This window comes from Moorena sp. SIO3H5, from assembly GCF_010692395.1.
Taxonomy (GTDB): Bacteria; Cyanobacteriota; Cyanobacteriia; order Cyanobacteriales; family Coleofasciculaceae; genus Moorena.
Map to the genome: position 1 here is coordinate 1 of NZ_JAAHHS010000144.1, position 17,019 is coordinate 17,019.

Below are 17,019 nucleotides of genomic sequence, written 5' to 3' on the forward strand. Positions count from 1 at the left end.
TCAAAAATAGCAATCCGTGTAGGAATTGAGAGAATGTTTGTTCCCTGCTCCCTGCTCCCTGCTCCCTGTTCCCTGTTCCCTGTTCCCTTTGCTCATCATACCTTTAGAGGTATCAAGTCCCTCTAAAAATTATATTAGACAAAATTAAAATTACTACATAAGCTATTCATATAAGCTTCCATGGAGTCAAAACATGAAGTGATTTATAGCATCAACTATGTTAGCAAATTCTATACTTATTAAGGGACATTATAAATAAAAAAATGCTGGTTGATTAAACTCTAAATTAGAGTAAAAATATACTCATTATCTTGAATAAATCAGCCTTTTTTTTTTAAGTACTTGATCCAAGTTTGGCTTGGAAACAATATCTATAGCAATCCGTGTAGGAATTGTGATAATTTTGTTCCCTGTTCCCTTTGGTATATGAAATTTGCCTATTATTTAAGAAGATGACCGTTGAACCCTTTTGCCATGGTACCTACCAAGGAACGGAGTTCACCCCAGTCACATTTGAAATTGCACAGAAGCAAAAAGTTGCCCTTTGCCTGTGCAAGGGTACAGGGAATGCCCATTTCTTCTGTGACCGTACCCATACAAGTCTATAGGAGTATCAGCAGATACCATGTCTCAACCCATAAAAATTCTGGCTTTTGCTGGTAGTGCCCGCATCGAATCTTTCAATAAAAAGCTGGTCAAAATTGCTGCTGAGGAAGCTAAAGTTGCTGGAGCCGAAGTCACCTACCTAGACCTGCTGGATTATCCCATGCCTATATTTAACGAAGATTTGGAGGCTCAAGAGGGACTGCCAGATACAGTTGTTCAGTTCAAAGCTTTGCTGAAAAGCCATCAGGGATTCCTAATTTCCTGTCCAGAGTACAACGGCTCAATTACGCCCCTGCTCAAAAATGTCATTGACTGGTCTTCCCGCCCAGATCCCGAGGAACCATCGATGGCACTCAGTGGCTTTAAAGGCAAAGTCGCAGCCCTATTAGCAACCTCTCCAGGTGGCTTAGGGGGAATGCGGGGATTAGTTCACGTTCGCGCAATTTTAGAAGGGATTGGCGTCTTGGTGATTCCCGATCAAAAGGCGATTCCAGGAGCCTATCAGGCCTTTGATGACCAGGGTAACCTCAAGGATGAGAAGCAGCTGAAGGCTGTGCAGGCGATCGCCACCAAACTCGTTGATGTAACAGCTAAATTATCCCAGTAGTGATTAGGATGGGAGGAATACACGAGTAACAGTACCACCTTCCCATCGAATTATTACGGCTATTCTATAAAAATCCAGTGATGGCTGGATTTTTATAAGGGTTCAAAGCACTAAGATTTATGCAAAGTCACGTTAGGGAGTAGCAAAAAAATAAAATACCAGTTTTTAGCTTGTAGGGTGGGCAAAAACAGTTTGGTTCAAATGATTATTATAGATAATATTACTTTGCCCACCCTACTTTAATTGGTATTTTTTTTTACACGCAAGTCCCTTAAGTTCCTTGTCAATATTCTTAGTTAGAACTAGAAATCGTGATACAAGTTTTTGACTAATTTAAATAAACCTGCCGTCGTCAATGGCAATATCAACCTCCACTATCCGGCGGTGAAGGAGAACCAGTAATCTTACTCCATGAATGCCCTCAACATTACCTCATGGAGCATACCGTTGCACCATTACTTGCCTTAAATCACCTTAAATCAGTCAAAATTATCAAACTATTAGAGGTCTTTCACCATGAGCAAGATTGAATTACTTACACCGGAAAATTCTGTTCTGTTATTTATTGACCATCAACCTCAGATGGCCTTTGGAGTTGTGAATATTGATAGTCAACTCTTGAAAAATAATGTTGTGGCCCTTGCCAAGGCAGCGAAAGTATTTAATATTCCAACCACTCTGACCACAGTTGAAACAGAAAGTTTCAGCGGTTACATGTGGCCTGAATTGCTTGATGTTTATCCTGAAAATGATTTGCTAGAACGCACCAGTATGAACTCCTGGGATGACCCAAAGGTTCGAGATGCTGTGGGTTTAACAGGACGTAAAAAGTTGATTCTATCTGGTCTATGGACAGAGGTTTGTATTAATCTCTGTGCCTTTTCCGCGATGCAGGATAATTACGAAGTCTATGTGGTCGAAGATGCTTGCGGTGGCACCAGTGAAATGGCTCACCGCGCCTCAATGGATCGGATGGTGCAAGCAGGGGTTGTACCCATGACTTGGCAACAAGTTGCTCTGGAATGGCAACGAGATTGGGCGAGGAAAGAGACTTACGATCCTATTATGGCGGTATTTAAAGAACACAGTGGAGCTTATGGCATGGGGATTGATTATGCCTACACGATGATAAACAAAGTACCTCAGCGTGGTGACTTTAAAGGGAAGATAGTTAAGTAGAAAAGTATTGATAAAAGTATTGGTTTTATATCTGAAAGGGAGTGGAACAAAAAGCAATTAATCCTCTCCCAGACTTTTTCAGATGTAACTGATTGACTAGAGATTAAAATCATGGAAAACTACCACAAGACCAAAAGGCGAGATTTTTTCAAGTTGGCCTTAGCAGCAGGATTTTCTACTGATTTGTTACATAAATGTAGCTCTTGGGTACAGAATAATCCTGACACCAGTAACAAAGCCGATTGGATTCTTCATAATGGCCGGATTGCAACCCAAGACAACAAGCGTTCCTTTGCTGAAGCCTTAGCCATTAAAGGTAATCGTTTTCTCGCCGTTGGCTCAGACAAGGAAGTGATGGCCTATAAGGGAGATAAAACAAAGCTCATCAATCTTAATCGTCGTACTGTCATTCCGGGGCTGAATGATAGCCATACTCACTTGATTCGTGGTGGTTTGAACTACAATTTAGAGCTGCGCTGGGATGGAGTTCCTTCTTTAGCCGATGCCCTGCGGATGCTCAAAGAACAGGCTGTGAGAACCCCTGCACCACAGTGGGTGCGCGTGATTGGCGGGTGGAGCGAGTTTCAGTTTGCTGAACGACGCATGCCAACGTTGGCAGAAATTAATGCTGTTTCTCAAGACGTACCTGTTTTTATTCTCAATCTGTATAACCGTGCTTTACTAAACCGTGCAGCTCTAAGGTCTTTGGGAATTGACCGTAATACGAGCCCACCTCCTGGTGCTGTTATAGAAAAAGATAGTAATGGCAATCCGACAGGAATGCTCATTGCTAAACCAAATGCCACTATTCTCTATGCAGCGATCGCTCAAGGACCAAGATTAGGTTTAGAGGATCAAATCAATTCTTCACGCCACTATATGCGGGAGATGAATCGCCTGGGTATTACAAGCGTGATCGATGCTGGTGGTGGTGGACAAAATTATCCCGATGACTACCAAATTATCCAAAAGCTTCATGCAGAAGGATTGATGACTGTCAGGGTTGCCTATAACCTATTTACTCAAAATCCAGGCAATGAGAAAGGGGATTTTGAAAGATGGATTAAAATTGCTAATCCTGGTCAGGGAGACGATTTTTATCAGCTCAATGGTGCAGGGGAAATGTTAGTTTTCTCAGCTGCAGATTTTGAAGATTTTACCGAACCTCGCCCTGATCTCAATCCCACTATGGAAGGTGACCTAACCGAGGTTATTAAACTCCTTGCTGCTAATAAATGGCCCTTTAGACTCCATGCTACCTACAACCAATCTATTTCTCGGTTTTTGAATGTATTTGAACAAGTCAATCAGGACGTTCCCTTTGCAGGGATGCATTGGATTTTAGATCATGCCGAAACCATTAGTGAAAAAAATATTGAGCGGGTCAAAGCCTTAGGGGGAGGGATTGCCATTCAACATCGCATGGCTTTTCAAGGAGAATATTTTATAGACCGGTATGGTTCTGAGGCTGCGAGCCACACTCCTCCAATTAAAAAGATCATGGCCATGGATGTTCCTCTCTCTGGGGGAACAGATGGAACTAGGGTAGCTAGTTACAATCCTTGGCCAGGGCTGTACTGGTTAGTGTCAGGAAAAACTGTTGGGGGAACCCCACTTTACCCGGAAGCGAATCGCCTTAATCGCATGGAGGCGCTGAGATTATATACTACGGCAGCTGCTTGGTTCTCCAATCAAGAAGGTAATAAAGGGTCAATTGTTCCAGGTCAATTAGCAGACTTAGCCGTGTTGTCAGAAGACTATTTCTCTGTACCCGAAGACAGAATTAAACATCTCGAATCAGTTTTAACTATTGTGGATGGTAAGCCTGTATATGGTTCAGCGGAATTTAGCGAGCTATCCCCTCCACCCTTACCCATCAGTCCCGATTGGTCACCTGTTAAGTATTATGGTGGCTATCACAACGACTCAAAGATTAGTTTAGTCTCTCTAAGACACCCCAGACAAAGATTCTCTAACATCCCCAATTCCAAGAGCCAGCATAAATTTAATTTCTCTAATTTATCTTCCCTGAGTACGTCAGGGAGTCTATCTCGTTTTTGGGGTGGTTTAATGTGTGGTTGTTGCTAAATAAAGGTTTTAAAGGGAATCGGGAATCGGGAATCGGGAATCGGAAAGGTACTTTTTGATTTTGAGCTAATTTTGATGGATACTTCTAACTTTATTGACAATCAACCTGACGATCAACAAGTCACAGCAGTTATTTCTCACTTTGTGCGGAAGGGACGGGAGCAGGGCTATGAAGAGTGGCTCAAGGGAATTTCTGCTGATGCTCGGAAGTTTGAAGGACATTGCGGCCTCACAATTTTGAGACCTCAGCCTGGAACACGGTCAGACTATGTAATTATTCTGCGGTTTGATAGCTATCATCACTTGCAACAGTGGATGAATTCGGAGGTTCGTAAACATTGGATTGAGCGCGCAGAACCCTTGACTCAAAAGGTGGAAAATGTACAAATCTTAACGGGGTTAGATTATCTGGTTTCTCTTCCTGGTCAAACACCACTAAAACCACCGCCACGTTACAAGACTGCCATTTTAGTTTCGATGGGCGTATATTTTTGCAGTATATTGCTAGGGGTTGTCGTGATGCCTCATTTGATGGTACTGCCGTTTATGCTTCGCCAAGCAATTATGGTGGCGATTACCGTAGGTTTGCTCACTTATTTAGTGATGCCTTTCCTCACTAAGATATTTGCCAAGTGGTTGCACAGTTAATTAACTTTTGGGGGAACGTCGATAATAAATTTAAGCATCAAAATTAATCCTGATTACCTCAGTTTATAGTGCAAATTATGAGTTTTAAATTTGGTTTTAAATTCGCTTGATAGTTACTTAAAAAGTATCCCAGATTTCATCTGCAAAACCGAGTTGCATCGCCTCTTTCTGGGTAAATTCCTGTTTCATTATCTGTGGAGATTGTTCTATTTCTTCCCCCTCCCAGTCTACAATCAATAAATCGTTGGGACTACAGTGAAAGAACGCGCAGAGTTGAGCGAGGGTAGTAAAAGCGTTCGCTCTTAGCGGAAGCTTCGCTTCATCGCATTCGCTTCCCCATTTTCTAGTTCCCTTAGTTGTTGCCGATTGATTCCCGTAGATTCAGAAATTTCTTCGTAACTGATATTTCCGGAATCAGCTCTTAATTGTGCTAGTTTAGTTGTGACTTTCATCGTGCAAACTCACCTGATATTTTTTAGTTTATTAAATTAGGCAAAAATTCTAATAAAATTCCCGCGCCCCTGCCCCACACTTCCCTTCTTTTTTAGAACTATCAGATGCACCCTACTGTTGCCTGTTCCCTATTCCGTGTTCTCTTTGCTATAGGCAGATGACGATGGAAATTACTAAAGAACCCTTCTGGAGATACTCGTTCTTTCCAAATCCGGCGACACTCATACTGTAAATCTACAAATTCCCGGGATGATAGATTGTCGTGAAACTCAGCAATTTTCTCGCCAATTAAATGAATTTCATTCTCCTTTATCCAAACACAGTATTTCTTCCAATCAATGTCAAAGTCGTAGGGAAGTACACAATCGGTATCTACAAGAACTGGAATTCTGCCACAGCACAATGCTTCATAGAAACGAAAGGAATTGTTTCCTGATCCACGGCAACAAAATATATAGTCACTGTCTATTAAGTTATACACAAATTCCAACCGATGCTTTTGCTTCAACTTGAAATCCGGTTGATTGAAGAAAACTGGGCGTTCTCTAATCATCAAGTTGGTGATTATGTTAGAATCTTTTGCTAAGATATCTAGGGCTTGAAGTCTTAACATATATCCCCAATTATAGGGAGGGATACTAGTTTTAAAGTTCAAGACATTCTTTTTGACTCTAGACCATAAAAACTTTAAGTAGGTTTTGGTATTTGGTTTGACGGCATACCCACAGAAACCAACTACTGGTTTTAATCGTTTTTGCCGGATATTGAGTTTGTTGTCCAGATAGTTTTCAACAAAGTCTTCGCTCCACTGAGGTAGGGTGAAATCGGTGTTTTTTCTCAGGGAGCGATAGAGGGAGTTACGGAATACGAAATCACTTTCAATCGGTAAGTTAAGATGGGAAGAAGCCCCACCAAAAAAGCTGATTAAGGGCTTGCCTGCTGATTTAACGTTTTCTGCTAATTCTCTGGCTTTATGTTCCAATTCAGAATTCCATAGTGCCCAATTAACTGGTACGATGGCGATATCTGCTTCCTCCAGAGACGACATCTTAAATAGAGACTTTCCAATTTCTACATAGTGGTCAAAACAACTACTAATGGGATCCTGAGGATTTTCGGGAGGCTTGCCCCAAAAGGGGTATAGGATTGCCTCATAGGTCATGCCCTCTGGGAGATAGTTCTGGTCACAGAAAATTTTCAAAGTCATAATGTTAGCCTCTTTGGTACTTGTGATGCTAAATCATTAGTTTGGGCGAGGGAGTTCGGAAGGGAGAACAGAAGTGGTTAAATGTAAGCGAACAGTGGTCAGTGGTCAGCGCTCAGCTGTGGCACAGGCTTCTAGCTGCTTATAGCTGACAGCTTATAGCTGATAGCTTACAGTTAAATAACACTTTAGAAATCATTAAATAACACTTCTCGGCTATATCAATGCCGTTTTGCCAAATTATTGAGCTTTGAAAATTCTTAGGGAACTAAGGCCGTGGCCTATGCTTTCGGGCTTTGCCTGAGCTTGCGGGAAGGGGAATGGAGCTTCGGATCACAAGTATGTCTTTACTTTAACTGCTATAATTAAAGATTGGTTCGCCTATCACAGGCTGGAAGCCTGTTCCACATTGGGAAGGCAAGATGCCTATTCCCCAGCCACGCGGCTTGATGCCTATTCCGCCGCCACGCGGCTTGATGCCAGTTCTACACACAGAAGGCAACATGCCTATTCCGCCGCCACGCGGCTTGATGCCAGTTCTACACACAGAAGGCTTGATGCCTATTCCGCCGCCACGCGGCTTGATGCCAGTTCTACACACAGAAGGCAACATGCCTATTCCGCCGCCACGCGGCTTGATGCCAGTTCTACAGAGAGAAGGCCACATGCCTATTCCCCAGCCACGCGGCTTGATGCCAGTTCTACAGAGAGAAGAGGGAAAAAGGGTAAAGGGTAAAAGGTTAGGGAGTCCACTCCTGGGCACACACCACACGAAAACCCATATTGTTGCCGTAGTGCCTGAGGGCCGGATTATAGTTGAGGCGAGACCCAGAACGGCAGAGTACAGGGTTGTAGTCCCAACAACCGCCCCGCAACAGCCGCCAATTATTATCATTGTAATTATCATTGTTAGATTCATCTTGCCAGGCACTGCCATCTGTCGGCGCATCTTCATAGTTTGAGTGCCAATGGTCTGCACACCACTCCCACACATTCCCATGCATATCGTAGAGTCCAAAGTCATTCCCTACCCCAAAACTACCCACTGGGGTTGTTTCCTGAACATATTTGCCTTTAGGACCAGACCCATAAGTATACTTGCCATGATAGTTAGCTAGGTCGGTTGTAATTGTCTCGCCAAAATGAAAGGGAGTAGTTGTTCGGGCTCTACAGGAATACTCCCACTCGGCTTCACTGGGCAAGCGATAAGGGCGTTTGGTATGCTGGGACAGCCGCTCACAAAACTCCACCGCATCATCCCAGGAGACTCTCTCGACAGGTCGGTCATCCCCTTTAAAATAGGATGGATTGGGTTTAAGTTCTGTGTTGACTTGGGCTAGGGCAGCGACCGCTTGCCATTGGGCTTGGGTCACTTGGTATTTACCCATGAAGAAGGATTTAACGGTGACTTGATGCTGGGGACTTTCACTGTTGCTATGCCCCTCTTCTGTTTCTGGGGAACCCATGAGGAAAGTGCCACCGGGGATGGCAACCATGTCCAAGGTGATACCATTTCCCAAGTCTTCAGTGAAGTACTGAATTTGTCGCCGATGGCGTTTGATATTAAGTTTTGATTGCTGTTCTTCTTTACTTGTTTGTGCCATCACCATTGTTTGGTTTTACTGATGTAGAACTGGCCTCTTGTGTAGAACTGGCATCTTGTGTAGAACTGGCATCTTGCCAGTGGAGCTAGTTGTAGAACTGGCATCTTGCCAGTGGAGCTAGTTGTAGAACTGGCATCTTGCCAGTGGAGCTAGTTGTAGAACTGGCATCTTGCCAGTGACCAGATTATTACTTGATTGAGATTGACACAGGCATAAAGCCTATTCCCCAGCCACGCGGCTTGATGCCAGTTCTACACACAGAAGAGGGAAAAGAGAAAACAGAGTAAAGGACAAAAGGCCAAAAGAGTCAAGGGTTACCGACTCTAAGCCCACCCACACACCACACGAAAACCAATAAAGTAAGTGTGCCTGATGCCCGAAAGATAGTTGTAGCGAGACGCAGAACGGCAGACCTCAGGATAGTTGTCCCAGGATCCGCCCCGCAACAACCGCCGATTATTATCATTGTCATTATTATTTGGCCACGCACTGCCATCTGTCGGCGCACCTTTATAGTTTGAGTGCCAATGGTCTGCACACCACTCCCACACATTCCCATGCATATCGTAGAGTCCAAAGTCATTCCCTACCCCAAAACTCCCCACTGGGGTTGTTTCCTGAACATATTTGCCTTTGGGTCCAGAGCCATAAGTATAGTTGCCATCATAGTTAGCTAGGTCAGTTGTAATGGTTTCACCAAAATGAAACGGAGTCGTTGTACCTGCTCGACAAGCATACTCCCACTCGGCTTCACTGGGCAAGCGATAAAGACGTTTCGTATACTCAGACAACCGCGCACAAAATTCCACCGCATCATACCAACAGACTCCGTCTACAGGTCGGTCTTCCCCTTTAAAATAGGATGGATTGGGTTCAAGTTCTCTGTTGACTTGGGGTAGGGCGGCCACGGCTTGCCATTGGGCTTGAGTAACTGGGTATTTACCCATGAAGAAGGATTTAACGGTGACTTGATGCTGGGGACTTTCACTGTCTCTATGCCCCTCTTCGGTTTCTGGGGAACCCATCATAAAGCTCCCTTCACGAATGGCAACCATCTCTAACTCAACTCCATTCCCTAAGTCTTCGGTAAAACCATAAGCTCCATGCTGATGACGGTTGATGATTAGTTCTGTTTCTGTTCTCAAGCCGCCTGTTTGTTTCAACTCAATAGTTGCCACTTCAAAGGTAAAACGTTCTAGCACAATGTCTACGGACATCCATTTCGCTGAAGAATGGAAAAGTCTAGCGTTAATCTCCGTTTCTGCTCCCAGCCCAATGGTTACCACCTCACATTCAAAGGTTTGCAGGGGTGGAAAACCTTCAAGCTGAGTGACTTGATTAAGGCTAAGGTTTACCCCATGAACATCATAGGATTCACCAGCATCAAGAGGAATTTGATCTTTGAGCCAGATTCCGAGGGATTGAGCAAATGTTATTAATGAGTCATATTGACTCAACTGGGGTCTAAATTCTTGAATTAGACGCTGTAATCGGGCTAATTCTGCCTGTCCATTTTTTCCTCGGTTAACCAATCCTTGTAGAGCAGTGGCTATCTGCTTTTCTGCTTTAGTGCGATGTTGATCTAAATAAACCATTGCTGCCCATTGTTGTGCCTGGAATTCTCGCTGTCGGCTAGGGGGATTGGTTCCTATTAAATAAGTCACGTAATCCATCAGCAATTGGGCGACGGATTTGAGGCGATTTGTGCCAAATTTGTGCTGAAATTCTGGTGTTTCAAATTGTGCCAATAAATTAGACCGTACCGCCGGAGTCATGGCATATAATTCATAACCAACTGGACGGCACAACTCCGATAACAGTAAATCCGCTTCTGCTATCCAAGGCACTTCCTCGTTGAGTAAAAATTGCACTCGGATATAATTCACCAATTCCGGAGTCAAGACCAAGGGCAAAGCGCAATGACACGCTAGATAGCGATAGTTGGGCTGAAACCTGGCCACAAAGCTTTCAATTTGTTGCTTGGCTATTTCTTCGGTTAATTCCTCAGATAAGGGACTGGTCATAGATATTAACGAATCTGTGCGGATACATTTAACCAGGCAATTCCCGGCAAAACCCGGAAGCCGTGTACAGCACGTCGGTTATCGACGAGGAGGTATCCCTCAAAGCTTTTAGGTAAATCCCAAAAGCGCCATTATGATCACGGTCAAGGGTGTGGCCACAATTTGGGCATTTAAATCGTTTAGAACTGCCTAACTTGCTGTGAATGTGGCCACATTTAGTACAAGTCTTGGATGTGTATTCTTCAGTGACGTCTACTACAAAACAGCCTCTTTTGGCTGCCTGATGCTTCAATGTCATCTTGAATCGATAATGTGCCCAAGACATCATTTTTCTAACGGTCTTGCTTCTTATTTTCCTCTTGGTTTTACTCACCATTTGAGATGTCTCAAATTTGGGAAGGTAAATAACTTGATACTCAGAAGTGAGGAAACAGGCAACCTTTTTGTGAGCTTCGTCTATAAGATTGCGAATTTTTACTCTCATTCCCTGAGCGGCCTTCCTGATCTTGAATCTTTTTCTTTTATTTTTAGACCCCTTAGCTAGAGAGGCGCGAGATATTAGATTATCTAAGTGGCAACAAAGGCGGTAAACTCGTCCAATGTCTCCTGAACCTATATCTAAAAACCTCTGGCCGTCAAATCCAGTCAAAAATGTCCTTACTCCAGGATCTAAAGCAATACTTCTATCTGGCAGAGAAGGTTTAGCCGGTTTTTCGTCTATGGCAAAAGTAATAAACCAACGTCCTCGATCAATAACCAGAGTAGGGTCATGAAGGATTTTTTCTGGCATTGATTCGCTACTGTGAAAAACCCTACCTTTCGTCTCTTTTGGGTAAAAAGTCCCTTTCCTGAAGTTAACCTTATTGAACCTGATCGATTGAACTGGATCTGAAAACTTCCTAAACTTAGCTTCTCCGTCTACCTTCTTGGCTGCTTTATGAGCTCCAAATGCTTGAAATATTGCCGATTCTCTGGGGCTGTAAGGTGTTTTACTAACCCATTCAGGGACGTCTGACATTATTTTCTTTCTAAGGTCGTATTTCCCTATTTTTGTGGTTTTCAGAGTTGCGATAGCCTGATTGTAACACCATCTCGCGGCATTAATCCAAGTTCTCCATTTTAGCTTTAATTCAGTTTCCGGGTAGACTCGGATCTTCTTTGATAACTGACTTGTATTTCCTGAGTCCATAGAGTCTACAACTGAAGACATGGACGATGGCAAGGATGTCTTCCACCATCTCTCGTTCATCAGATAGATTTGACTGGTCGAGAACCACGATTCTGCAACCGTTCTGTTCACAAATCCATTCGATAAGCTCGAATCCAAATCTTGCCATCCGGTCTTTGTGAGCGACCACAATTTCGCTGACGTCTCTTGACAAAACTCGTCCCAATAAGGCTTTAAGACCTTTTCTGCGGTAGTTGAGTCCTGTACCGATATCTTTGATGACTTCCGCGTTCGGGAACTTCCCTTGAAGGAACGCCGCTTGCCTTTCGAGGTCTTCTTTTTGTCTTCTGGTAGAGACTCTAGCGTAAATAATTGTTGGTTTGTTCTTGACTTCTCCAAGCACTGAATCGACATCATAACGTCGCTGGTTACTTGGGGTTCTAATGGTTTTGATTTTGCCCTCCTGCTCCCAGTACCTGAGTGTTCGTTCAGATACTCCGAGGATTTCGCGGGCTTTCCTGGGTGGGACATACCTCATAGTCTGAGTTGGTGCGATTCTTTATATATACTAACAGAGACTGCCGGGAACTGCCGGAGATTGCCTTAAAAAGATACTTCTATCTTTGGCCGATCGCATAAGCGCGGAAGCTTCGCTTCATCGGCGTTCGCCCAGCGTGGCCTACGGCCACAGCAGCGCCAAAGGCGATTAGCCCGAAGGGCGTTGGCTAGCGATCGCTTGATTTAACCCATGAGGATCCAGAGGGTACATTGGTACTAAATGAGCGATAAATTGGGCAGTGCTTCCTTGCCAGCGTTCAGAGGGAACAGGATTCAACCAGGCAATTAACTTGGTATGCTGTCTAATGTGCCACAAAACTTCAGCGGTTGCTGAAAATCTTTCCGAACGGCGATCGCCACGAGCTGCTCCCCCATCGCTGACAATTAAAACACTGGTATCCCCATCGGACTCTGCCAAAATCCACTCAAACTTTACCTTTTCGGTTAGATAAGGGTCTTTATAAACATACTCTGGTGGAACGTTGTGGAAATAGCCCACCCGCACCCGTTCGATATTACTGTCGTGTTGGGAGGTTTCGACTAAATCTCGCGTAAAGCGGTGAAAGGGAGTCATGGAGCCTTCTTGATCCAGCAACAAGAGCAAATCAGCGTGATTTTGCTCCCGTCGGCTGTATTTCGGCTTTAAAAAAAATCCCTGTTGGCAGACCTTGGCAATTGTCCCTTCCACATCCAGAATATCTTCTCTACCATCTGCCACCATCCGCCGTAAATAACGCCAGCTATAAACCATATACCTGCGAGAAATGGGATAATAAGCTTGGAAATCCCAGTCTTCTGTGTGTTCCAATACATTGATTGATGATTTGACCGGCAGTAAGGATAATTCAGGAACTGGAGTAGGAGAGTCTACCCTTGAGGGAACCTGTTCCCCAGGGGTAACAGGAGGAGTATTTTTAGGGGAGGACGATGATTCGGGGGATTCTGAGGGAATTTCCCTTGGTTTTGCCTCCTCTTGGCTTTCTTCTGCGCTAATGGAACGAAAAATGACGTCTAAATGGTCTTGTTGGGCTAGGGAATGACACCAAAGCGATCGCAGCAGTTTTTTGAGAGCATTGGCATCCTGCACTCCCCAGCCGCCCTCCATAGCGTGTAAGGCAGCTAAATATTCATTAATTCCCAAAGCAAACCCATCCCGGCGCAAGCGGTAAAATAGGCGAGTTAACAGAGAGCGGGGATTAAAGTTACTCATACCAATTTCATAAGACAGTGAAACACGTAGAAGATCCCCCATTATCCCCCTTAACAAGGGGGACTTAAAGTCCAGTTCCCCCCTTTTTCAAGGGGGGCTAGGGGGGATCTGATCTGTAGCCTCATTAAAGTAAATTGGTATCATGAACCTGCATAATTGGGATTTTGCCAATCTTGCCGCAATTTAAATACTAAATCTCGATAGGGAATTATTTTTTCTTGCTGGAGTTTAGTCACAGCATAGGGTTTCGATTTAAAGTGATGTAAGGCAGCCAGCCAATCCAGAAACTCACTGGTCCCCGGACGTTTAAAAAGACTTTTATCCTGTCGTATCTTTAAAAATTTAGCGATCGCAGTCGTCACTAAATCAGATTTGGGCATTGCTATTGTCTCTGTTTTCTGTTTCTGTTGATAGTGAACCTTGACAATTTTCTCTAACTCTTCTGGTTGATTAGGGAAACGTACATAGTGATATAAACACCGGCGTAAGAAAGGAGAGGGGAGACTGCCTTTTTCTTTGTTACTGGTAATAATGATAATTGGTAGTTGCTCTTGATTCGCCTCAATGGTTTCTCCTGTTTCCCGAATAAAAAATTTCCAAGGTTTATCCAATATCGACAGTAAATCATTGGGGAAATCTACATCAGCCTTGTCAATTTCATCAATTAGCAACACTGCCGGATAGTCGTGGGATTGAAAGGCTTTTCCCAGGGGACCTAGTTCACGGTAATCGTTTGGTTCTTGAGGATTTCTCGGTTGTCCAGTTTTCGGATTAATAGACGGGGTTAAGTTTTGGGTTTGGAGATCATGCAAGCGCAAAATCGCATCGTATTCATATAATCCCTCTTGGACTTTGGTGGTTGAGCGAATATCCCAGCGATAAAAGGGCAACCCTAATTCATAAGCCACTGCCACTGCTAATCGGGTTTTACCACATCCCGATTCTCCTTCAATTAACAGGGGTCTTTGGAGGAAAATTGCCAAATTCACGGCTTCAATTAATTCGCTGTCTGCAATATAGGGTTCTAATTCTGTGGGAGAATCTGGATGACATTGTTTAGGTCGATGTTGTGGATTTCCCTGGAAGATGTATTTAGGAGGATTCATTAACTATATTGAGCTAAATATTGTTCTAATTTTGAGCAAACTGTACTAGGAATACCACGATTAGATGATTTATAAATTATTCTGGCTATTTTTTTGCTTTTTGGTTTAGATAATCCATAAACTTGTTGAAGCCAATGATTAATATCACTTTCCTTCCATTTATTCAAAGGTATTTTTAGTATTTTTAAACTATCAAACTCGTTGTAGTTACAACAATAACTGAGATTTTCATAAGATTCATCGATGAGTGAACTTAGAGAACAAAACAACAAAAAATTAACCCAAGAGTAATCCTGGGAAATATCATCTTGATGTTTTTGCTTCAAAGACTTCCAAAAAAACTCAATAAACCAAGATAAAAGTCTAGCATCATTTTCTGTAAGAGAATCCCAGTTGCTAAAATCAAAAAAAATAATGCTTCCTCCCTGTACACTGTCACCGATCTTCTCTATAATTTTCTGAATGTATTGTTGGTCATTGGGATGAGGTTCAATTGGCTTAAAATAATCCGCGATCGCATTTAGCAAACTGCGCTCATCGGAAATATCAGGTCTTAAGAAGGGGTCTATAGGACAATACTTAAGTTTACCATAACTTTTGCTACTAAGATAGTATTGAATTTCTGCAACACATAAATCTCCTCGCATCAAAGAGGTATTGTCAAGTAAAAATAAAGCCAAGCCTCCTTCTTCACCTAAACAATTGTCTAGAATATAATTGACGATTCTTTTTTGGTTATGGAAGTTAATCTTAGATAAGTTTTGAGCAATAGTATGTTGTGGATTAGGACTAGCAGAGGAATCGCTCTTAGTTTTTAATAAATTGAGTTTATTCTCGAACTTTTTGAGTTGTTCAGAGTAGTACTGAAACTTTCTATCTAAATTTTCTAGCTGATCCAGCTCTGACGTGAAACTCATCTCTTTTATGACATCTTCAATGCGTTGATTCCATAGATTACAAATTTTTTGTAGATTTTCGATTTCTGTGCTAGTTGTCATTTTTTTATGTTTTTATCTAATCCCCCGCAAGCTGTCTGTCAATTTCTTCAATTTTTTCCAAATAGAAAGTTATTTTTTGTTCCAAATTTCGATATTTAGATAAATCTGACGTAAACCCCATTTGCTTGCTGACCGCTTCGACGTTTTCTTCTAAGTCTCTCTTTCGTTGTTCGAGAAACTTTTTATTTGCTGGTAACAAACCTGGCTTAATTGGCTTTTCTTCTTTAGTTCGGATAACAATTGACTCCAACTGTGACCAAGCTTCGACTAAAATTTGTGTCGGAATCATAAACGCGACTTTTGCCGTTTCTCGCTTGCGGTCTGCAGCAACTACCATCCCCACCACTCCCTGCAATTTTTCATCCCAAACCGAAGAACCACTAAATCCTGGTTCAATCCCGTATCCAGTTACCCTAGTGTCTTCCAGTTGAAACCATTGTTTAGCATTTTGCTCCGATAATACCCCAGTTGCCCAAACTCCAAACGAAACTTTCTTAGGACAGCCAAATACTTTAAATGGATTATTTGCAACATTTTCTGAGAACAGCAGGCGAGTCGGGTGAGCAGAAGCAGGAAGGTTATCAAGCTTCAAAACTGCAATATCTTCTATGGCTTCCTCGGAATCTTCTAAAGGAGATATAGGATGCCAGCAAACCACCCTCGCCGAAAATTTATCTGTCCCATTAAGTAACGGAAAATCAACGTTTATTTCTCCCTCAGGGCGGCTCTGTGTGGTGCTATCAATTAATAATGCCTCTGCTACGACATGAGCACAGGTTAAGGCATAGTGTTCCGATACCAGAAAGCCAATACCAACTACTTCTTGGTATTTATTAAAGAGCCTAATAATTGAAGTCTTATGGGCATTAAAATCCATTGATTTAATTTATCCTCTACTTGCCCTGATTCTTATTACTTCTCCATTTTAAGGTAATTTCATAGCTCACTTCGCCACCCACAGAGGCAAAGACGGCTCCCGCATCCGCCGTCAATTTTAAACCAAATTTTACCTCCACTTCATCGGCAGGCTGGTTGAGGTCTCGCAATTTGGTGATCACCGCAGAAGCAACCGGTTTGATTTGATCCAGGGCTTCTTCAAAGGTCTGCCGTGCCTTAAGGACTTGTTTTCCTCCCAGGCTGACTCGCTCAATACCACGGCTTTCCGGTTCTTCCACTTCTACCAAAAATGTAGTTCCATCCGCTAGGGAAAATTGCGCTAATTGTTTTTCTTCCATTGTTTGTGTCTTCTGACTCCCATTCACCTCATTTTAGCTGTTTGAGCCATGGATGGAATGGACATCAAGCGTGGAACTGGCATCTTGCCAGTTTGATTTCCTACCCTGTGGAACTGGCATCTTGCCAGTTTGATTTCCCACCCTGTGGAACTGGCATCTTGCCAGTTTGATTTCCCACCCTGTGGAACTGGCATCTTGCCAGTTTCACCAATGCCAGACATTTCTGCTCAGCTAGTAATTGTCGTGATCACCCAGGCTACGATCGCAAGACTAATCCCAACCGCAACTAGCAACACTACAGCCAACCCTGCCAACAGTAAGACCAGAAACA

General features: G+C 43.1%; 17 protein-coding genes. 5 read left to right on the forward strand and 12 right to left on the reverse strand.

Translation table 11 applies throughout. From position 1 onward, the window contains the following. Positions 1-452 precede the first annotated feature (452 nt). The 5 genes from F6K52_RS16930 (at position 453) to F6K52_RS16950 (ending at position 5,128) form a co-directional block, all read left to right on the forward strand. A complete protein-coding gene (locus F6K52_RS16930) occupies positions 453-608 on the forward strand; it encodes a hypothetical protein (protein ID WP_293079637.1) in 156 nt (51 codons plus the stop codon). A gap of 17 nt (positions 609-625) precedes the next feature. Next, complete coding sequence (locus F6K52_RS16935; RefSeq protein ID WP_293079639.1) at positions 626-1,213, forward strand: NAD(P)H-dependent oxidoreductase; 588 nt, start codon at positions 626-628, stop codon at positions 1,211-1,213. A 516-nt stretch (positions 1,214-1,729) separates the two neighbouring features. Further along, positions 1,730-2,392, forward strand: coding sequence for a hydrolase (locus tag F6K52_RS16940; RefSeq protein WP_293079642.1), 663 nt, complete (start codon positions 1,730-1,732; stop codon positions 2,390-2,392). 111 nt (positions 2,393-2,503) lie between these two features. Continuing rightward, positions 2,504-4,480 (forward strand): amidohydrolase, encoded by a 1,977-nt coding sequence (locus F6K52_RS16945; RefSeq protein WP_293079645.1) that lies wholly within the window; start codon positions 2,504-2,506, stop codon positions 4,478-4,480. A 75-nt stretch (positions 4,481-4,555) separates the two neighbouring features. After that, a complete protein-coding gene (locus F6K52_RS16950) occupies positions 4,556-5,128 on the forward strand; it encodes an antibiotic biosynthesis monooxygenase (RefSeq protein WP_293079648.1) in 573 nt (190 codons plus the stop codon). A gap of 302 nt (positions 5,129-5,430) precedes the next feature. Here the strand turns inward: F6K52_RS16950 and F6K52_RS16955 are convergent, their stop codons facing one another. The 12 genes from F6K52_RS16955 to F6K52_RS17010 all read right to left on the reverse strand — a co-directional run bounded on the left by F6K52_RS16955 (position 5,431) and on the right by F6K52_RS17010 (position 16,882). After that, complete coding sequence (locus tag F6K52_RS16955) at positions 5,431-5,580, reverse strand: helix-turn-helix domain-containing protein (RefSeq protein ID WP_293079651.1); 150 nt, start codon at positions 5,578-5,580, stop codon at positions 5,431-5,433. Positions 5,581-5,681: 101 nt separating this feature from the next. Further along, positions 5,682-6,788 carry an exostosin family protein gene (locus F6K52_RS16960; protein WP_293079654.1) on the reverse strand — a complete coding sequence of 369 codons (1,107 nt, stop codon included), beginning with the start codon at positions 6,786-6,788 and terminating at the stop codon, positions 5,682-5,684. A 737-nt stretch (positions 6,789-7,525) separates the two neighbouring features. Beyond that, complete coding sequence (locus F6K52_RS16965) at positions 7,526-8,389, reverse strand: formylglycine-generating enzyme family protein (protein WP_364418155.1); 864 nt, start codon at positions 8,387-8,389, stop codon at positions 7,526-7,528. Positions 8,390-8,712: 323 nt separating this feature from the next. Beyond that, positions 8,713-10,413: a formylglycine-generating enzyme family protein gene (locus F6K52_RS16970; RefSeq protein ID WP_293079660.1), complete on the reverse strand. Its 1,701-nt coding sequence runs from the start codon at positions 10,411-10,413 to the stop codon at positions 8,713-8,715. A 28-nt stretch (positions 10,414-10,441) separates the two neighbouring features. Further along, complete coding sequence (locus F6K52_RS16975; RefSeq protein ID WP_293079663.1) at positions 10,442-11,623, reverse strand: transposase; 1,182 nt, start codon at positions 11,621-11,623, stop codon at positions 10,442-10,444. Continuing rightward, positions 11,544-12,119, reverse strand: coding sequence for an IS607 family transposase (locus F6K52_RS16980; RefSeq protein ID WP_293042316.1), 576 nt, complete (start codon positions 12,117-12,119; stop codon positions 11,544-11,546). The genes F6K52_RS16975 and F6K52_RS16980 overlap by 80 nt, the downstream gene beginning before the upstream one ends. 168 nt (positions 12,120-12,287) lie before the next feature. Further along, the gene (locus F6K52_RS16985) at positions 12,288-13,391 is read right to left on the reverse strand and encodes a VWA containing CoxE family protein (protein WP_293079666.1); all 1,104 of its coding nucleotides are present in this window, start codon (positions 13,389-13,391) and stop codon (positions 12,288-12,290) included. Between the two features lie 98 nt (positions 13,392-13,489). After that, positions 13,490-14,455, reverse strand: a complete 966-nt coding sequence (locus F6K52_RS16990) for a MoxR family ATPase (protein ID WP_293079669.1) — start codon at positions 14,453-14,455, stop codon at positions 13,490-13,492. Next, a complete protein-coding gene (locus F6K52_RS16995; protein WP_293079672.1) occupies positions 14,455-15,453 on the reverse strand; it encodes a hypothetical protein in 999 nt (332 codons plus the stop codon). The genes F6K52_RS16990 and F6K52_RS16995 overlap by 1 nt, the downstream gene beginning before the upstream one ends. A 16-nt stretch (positions 15,454-15,469) precedes the next feature. Continuing rightward, entirely contained in the window at positions 15,470-16,330 is an 861-nt protein-coding gene (locus F6K52_RS17000; protein WP_293079674.1) for a trypsin-like peptidase domain-containing protein, read from the reverse strand. 16 nt (positions 16,331-16,346) lie between these two features. Next, a complete protein-coding gene (locus tag F6K52_RS17005) occupies positions 16,347-16,688 on the reverse strand; it encodes a CU044_2847 family protein (protein WP_293079677.1) in 342 nt (113 codons plus the stop codon). Between the two features lie 23 nt (positions 16,689-16,711). Beyond that, positions 16,712-16,882, reverse strand: a complete 171-nt coding sequence (locus F6K52_RS17010; protein ID WP_293079680.1) for a hypothetical protein — start codon at positions 16,880-16,882, stop codon at positions 16,712-16,714. Between the last annotated feature and the right edge of the window lie 137 nt (positions 16,883-17,019).

Excerpts from the sequence above, each read along its gene's own strand:
- F6K52_RS16930 (WP_293079637.1), top strand. The coding sequence starts at position 453 with ATGACCGTTGAACCCTTTTGCCATGGTACCTACCAAGGAACGGAGTTC.
- F6K52_RS16935 (WP_293079639.1), top strand. The coding sequence starts at position 626 with ATGTCTCAACCCATAAAAATTCTGGCTTTTGCTGGTAGTGCCCGCATC.
- F6K52_RS16940 (WP_293079642.1), top strand. The coding sequence starts at position 1,730 with ATGAGCAAGATTGAATTACTTACACCGGAAAATTCTGTTCTGTTATTT.
- F6K52_RS16945 (WP_293079645.1), top strand. The coding sequence starts at position 2,504 with ATGGAAAACTACCACAAGACCAAAAGGCGAGATTTTTTCAAGTTGGCC.
- F6K52_RS16950 (WP_293079648.1), top strand. The coding sequence starts at position 4,556 with ATGGATACTTCTAACTTTATTGACAATCAACCTGACGATCAACAAGTC.
- F6K52_RS16955 (WP_293079651.1), bottom strand. The coding sequence starts at position 5,580 with ATGAAAGTCACAACTAAACTAGCACAATTAAGAGCTGATTCCGGAAAT.
- F6K52_RS16960 (WP_293079654.1), bottom strand. The coding sequence starts at position 6,788 with ATGACTTTGAAAATTTTCTGTGACCAGAACTATCTCCCAGAGGGCATG.
- F6K52_RS16965 (WP_364418155.1), bottom strand. The coding sequence starts at position 8,389 with ATGGCACAAACAAGTAAAGAAGAACAGCAATCAAAACTTAATATCAAA.
- F6K52_RS16970 (WP_293079660.1), bottom strand. The coding sequence starts at position 10,413 with ATGACCAGTCCCTTATCTGAGGAATTAACCGAAGAAATAGCCAAGCAA.
- F6K52_RS16975 (WP_293079663.1), bottom strand. The coding sequence starts at position 11,623 with ATGTCTTCAGTTGTAGACTCTATGGACTCAGGAAATACAAGTCAGTTA.
- F6K52_RS16980 (WP_293042316.1), bottom strand. The coding sequence starts at position 12,119 with ATGAGGTATGTCCCACCCAGGAAAGCCCGCGAAATCCTCGGAGTATCT.
- F6K52_RS16985 (WP_293079666.1), bottom strand. The coding sequence starts at position 13,391 with ATGGGGGATCTTCTACGTGTTTCACTGTCTTATGAAATTGGTATGAGT.
- F6K52_RS16990 (WP_293079669.1), bottom strand. The coding sequence starts at position 14,455 with ATGAATCCTCCTAAATACATCTTCCAGGGAAATCCACAACATCGACCT.
- F6K52_RS16995 (WP_293079672.1), bottom strand. The coding sequence starts at position 15,453 with ATGACAACTAGCACAGAAATCGAAAATCTACAAAAAATTTGTAATCTA.
- F6K52_RS17000 (WP_293079674.1), bottom strand. The coding sequence starts at position 16,330 with ATGGATTTTAATGCCCATAAGACTTCAATTATTAGGCTCTTTAATAAA.
- F6K52_RS17005 (WP_293079677.1), bottom strand. The coding sequence starts at position 16,688 with ATGGAAGAAAAACAATTAGCGCAATTTTCCCTAGCGGATGGAACTACA.
- F6K52_RS17010 (WP_293079680.1), bottom strand. The coding sequence starts at position 16,882 with ATGCCAGTTCCACAGGGTGGGAAATCAAACTGGCAAGATGCCAGTTCC.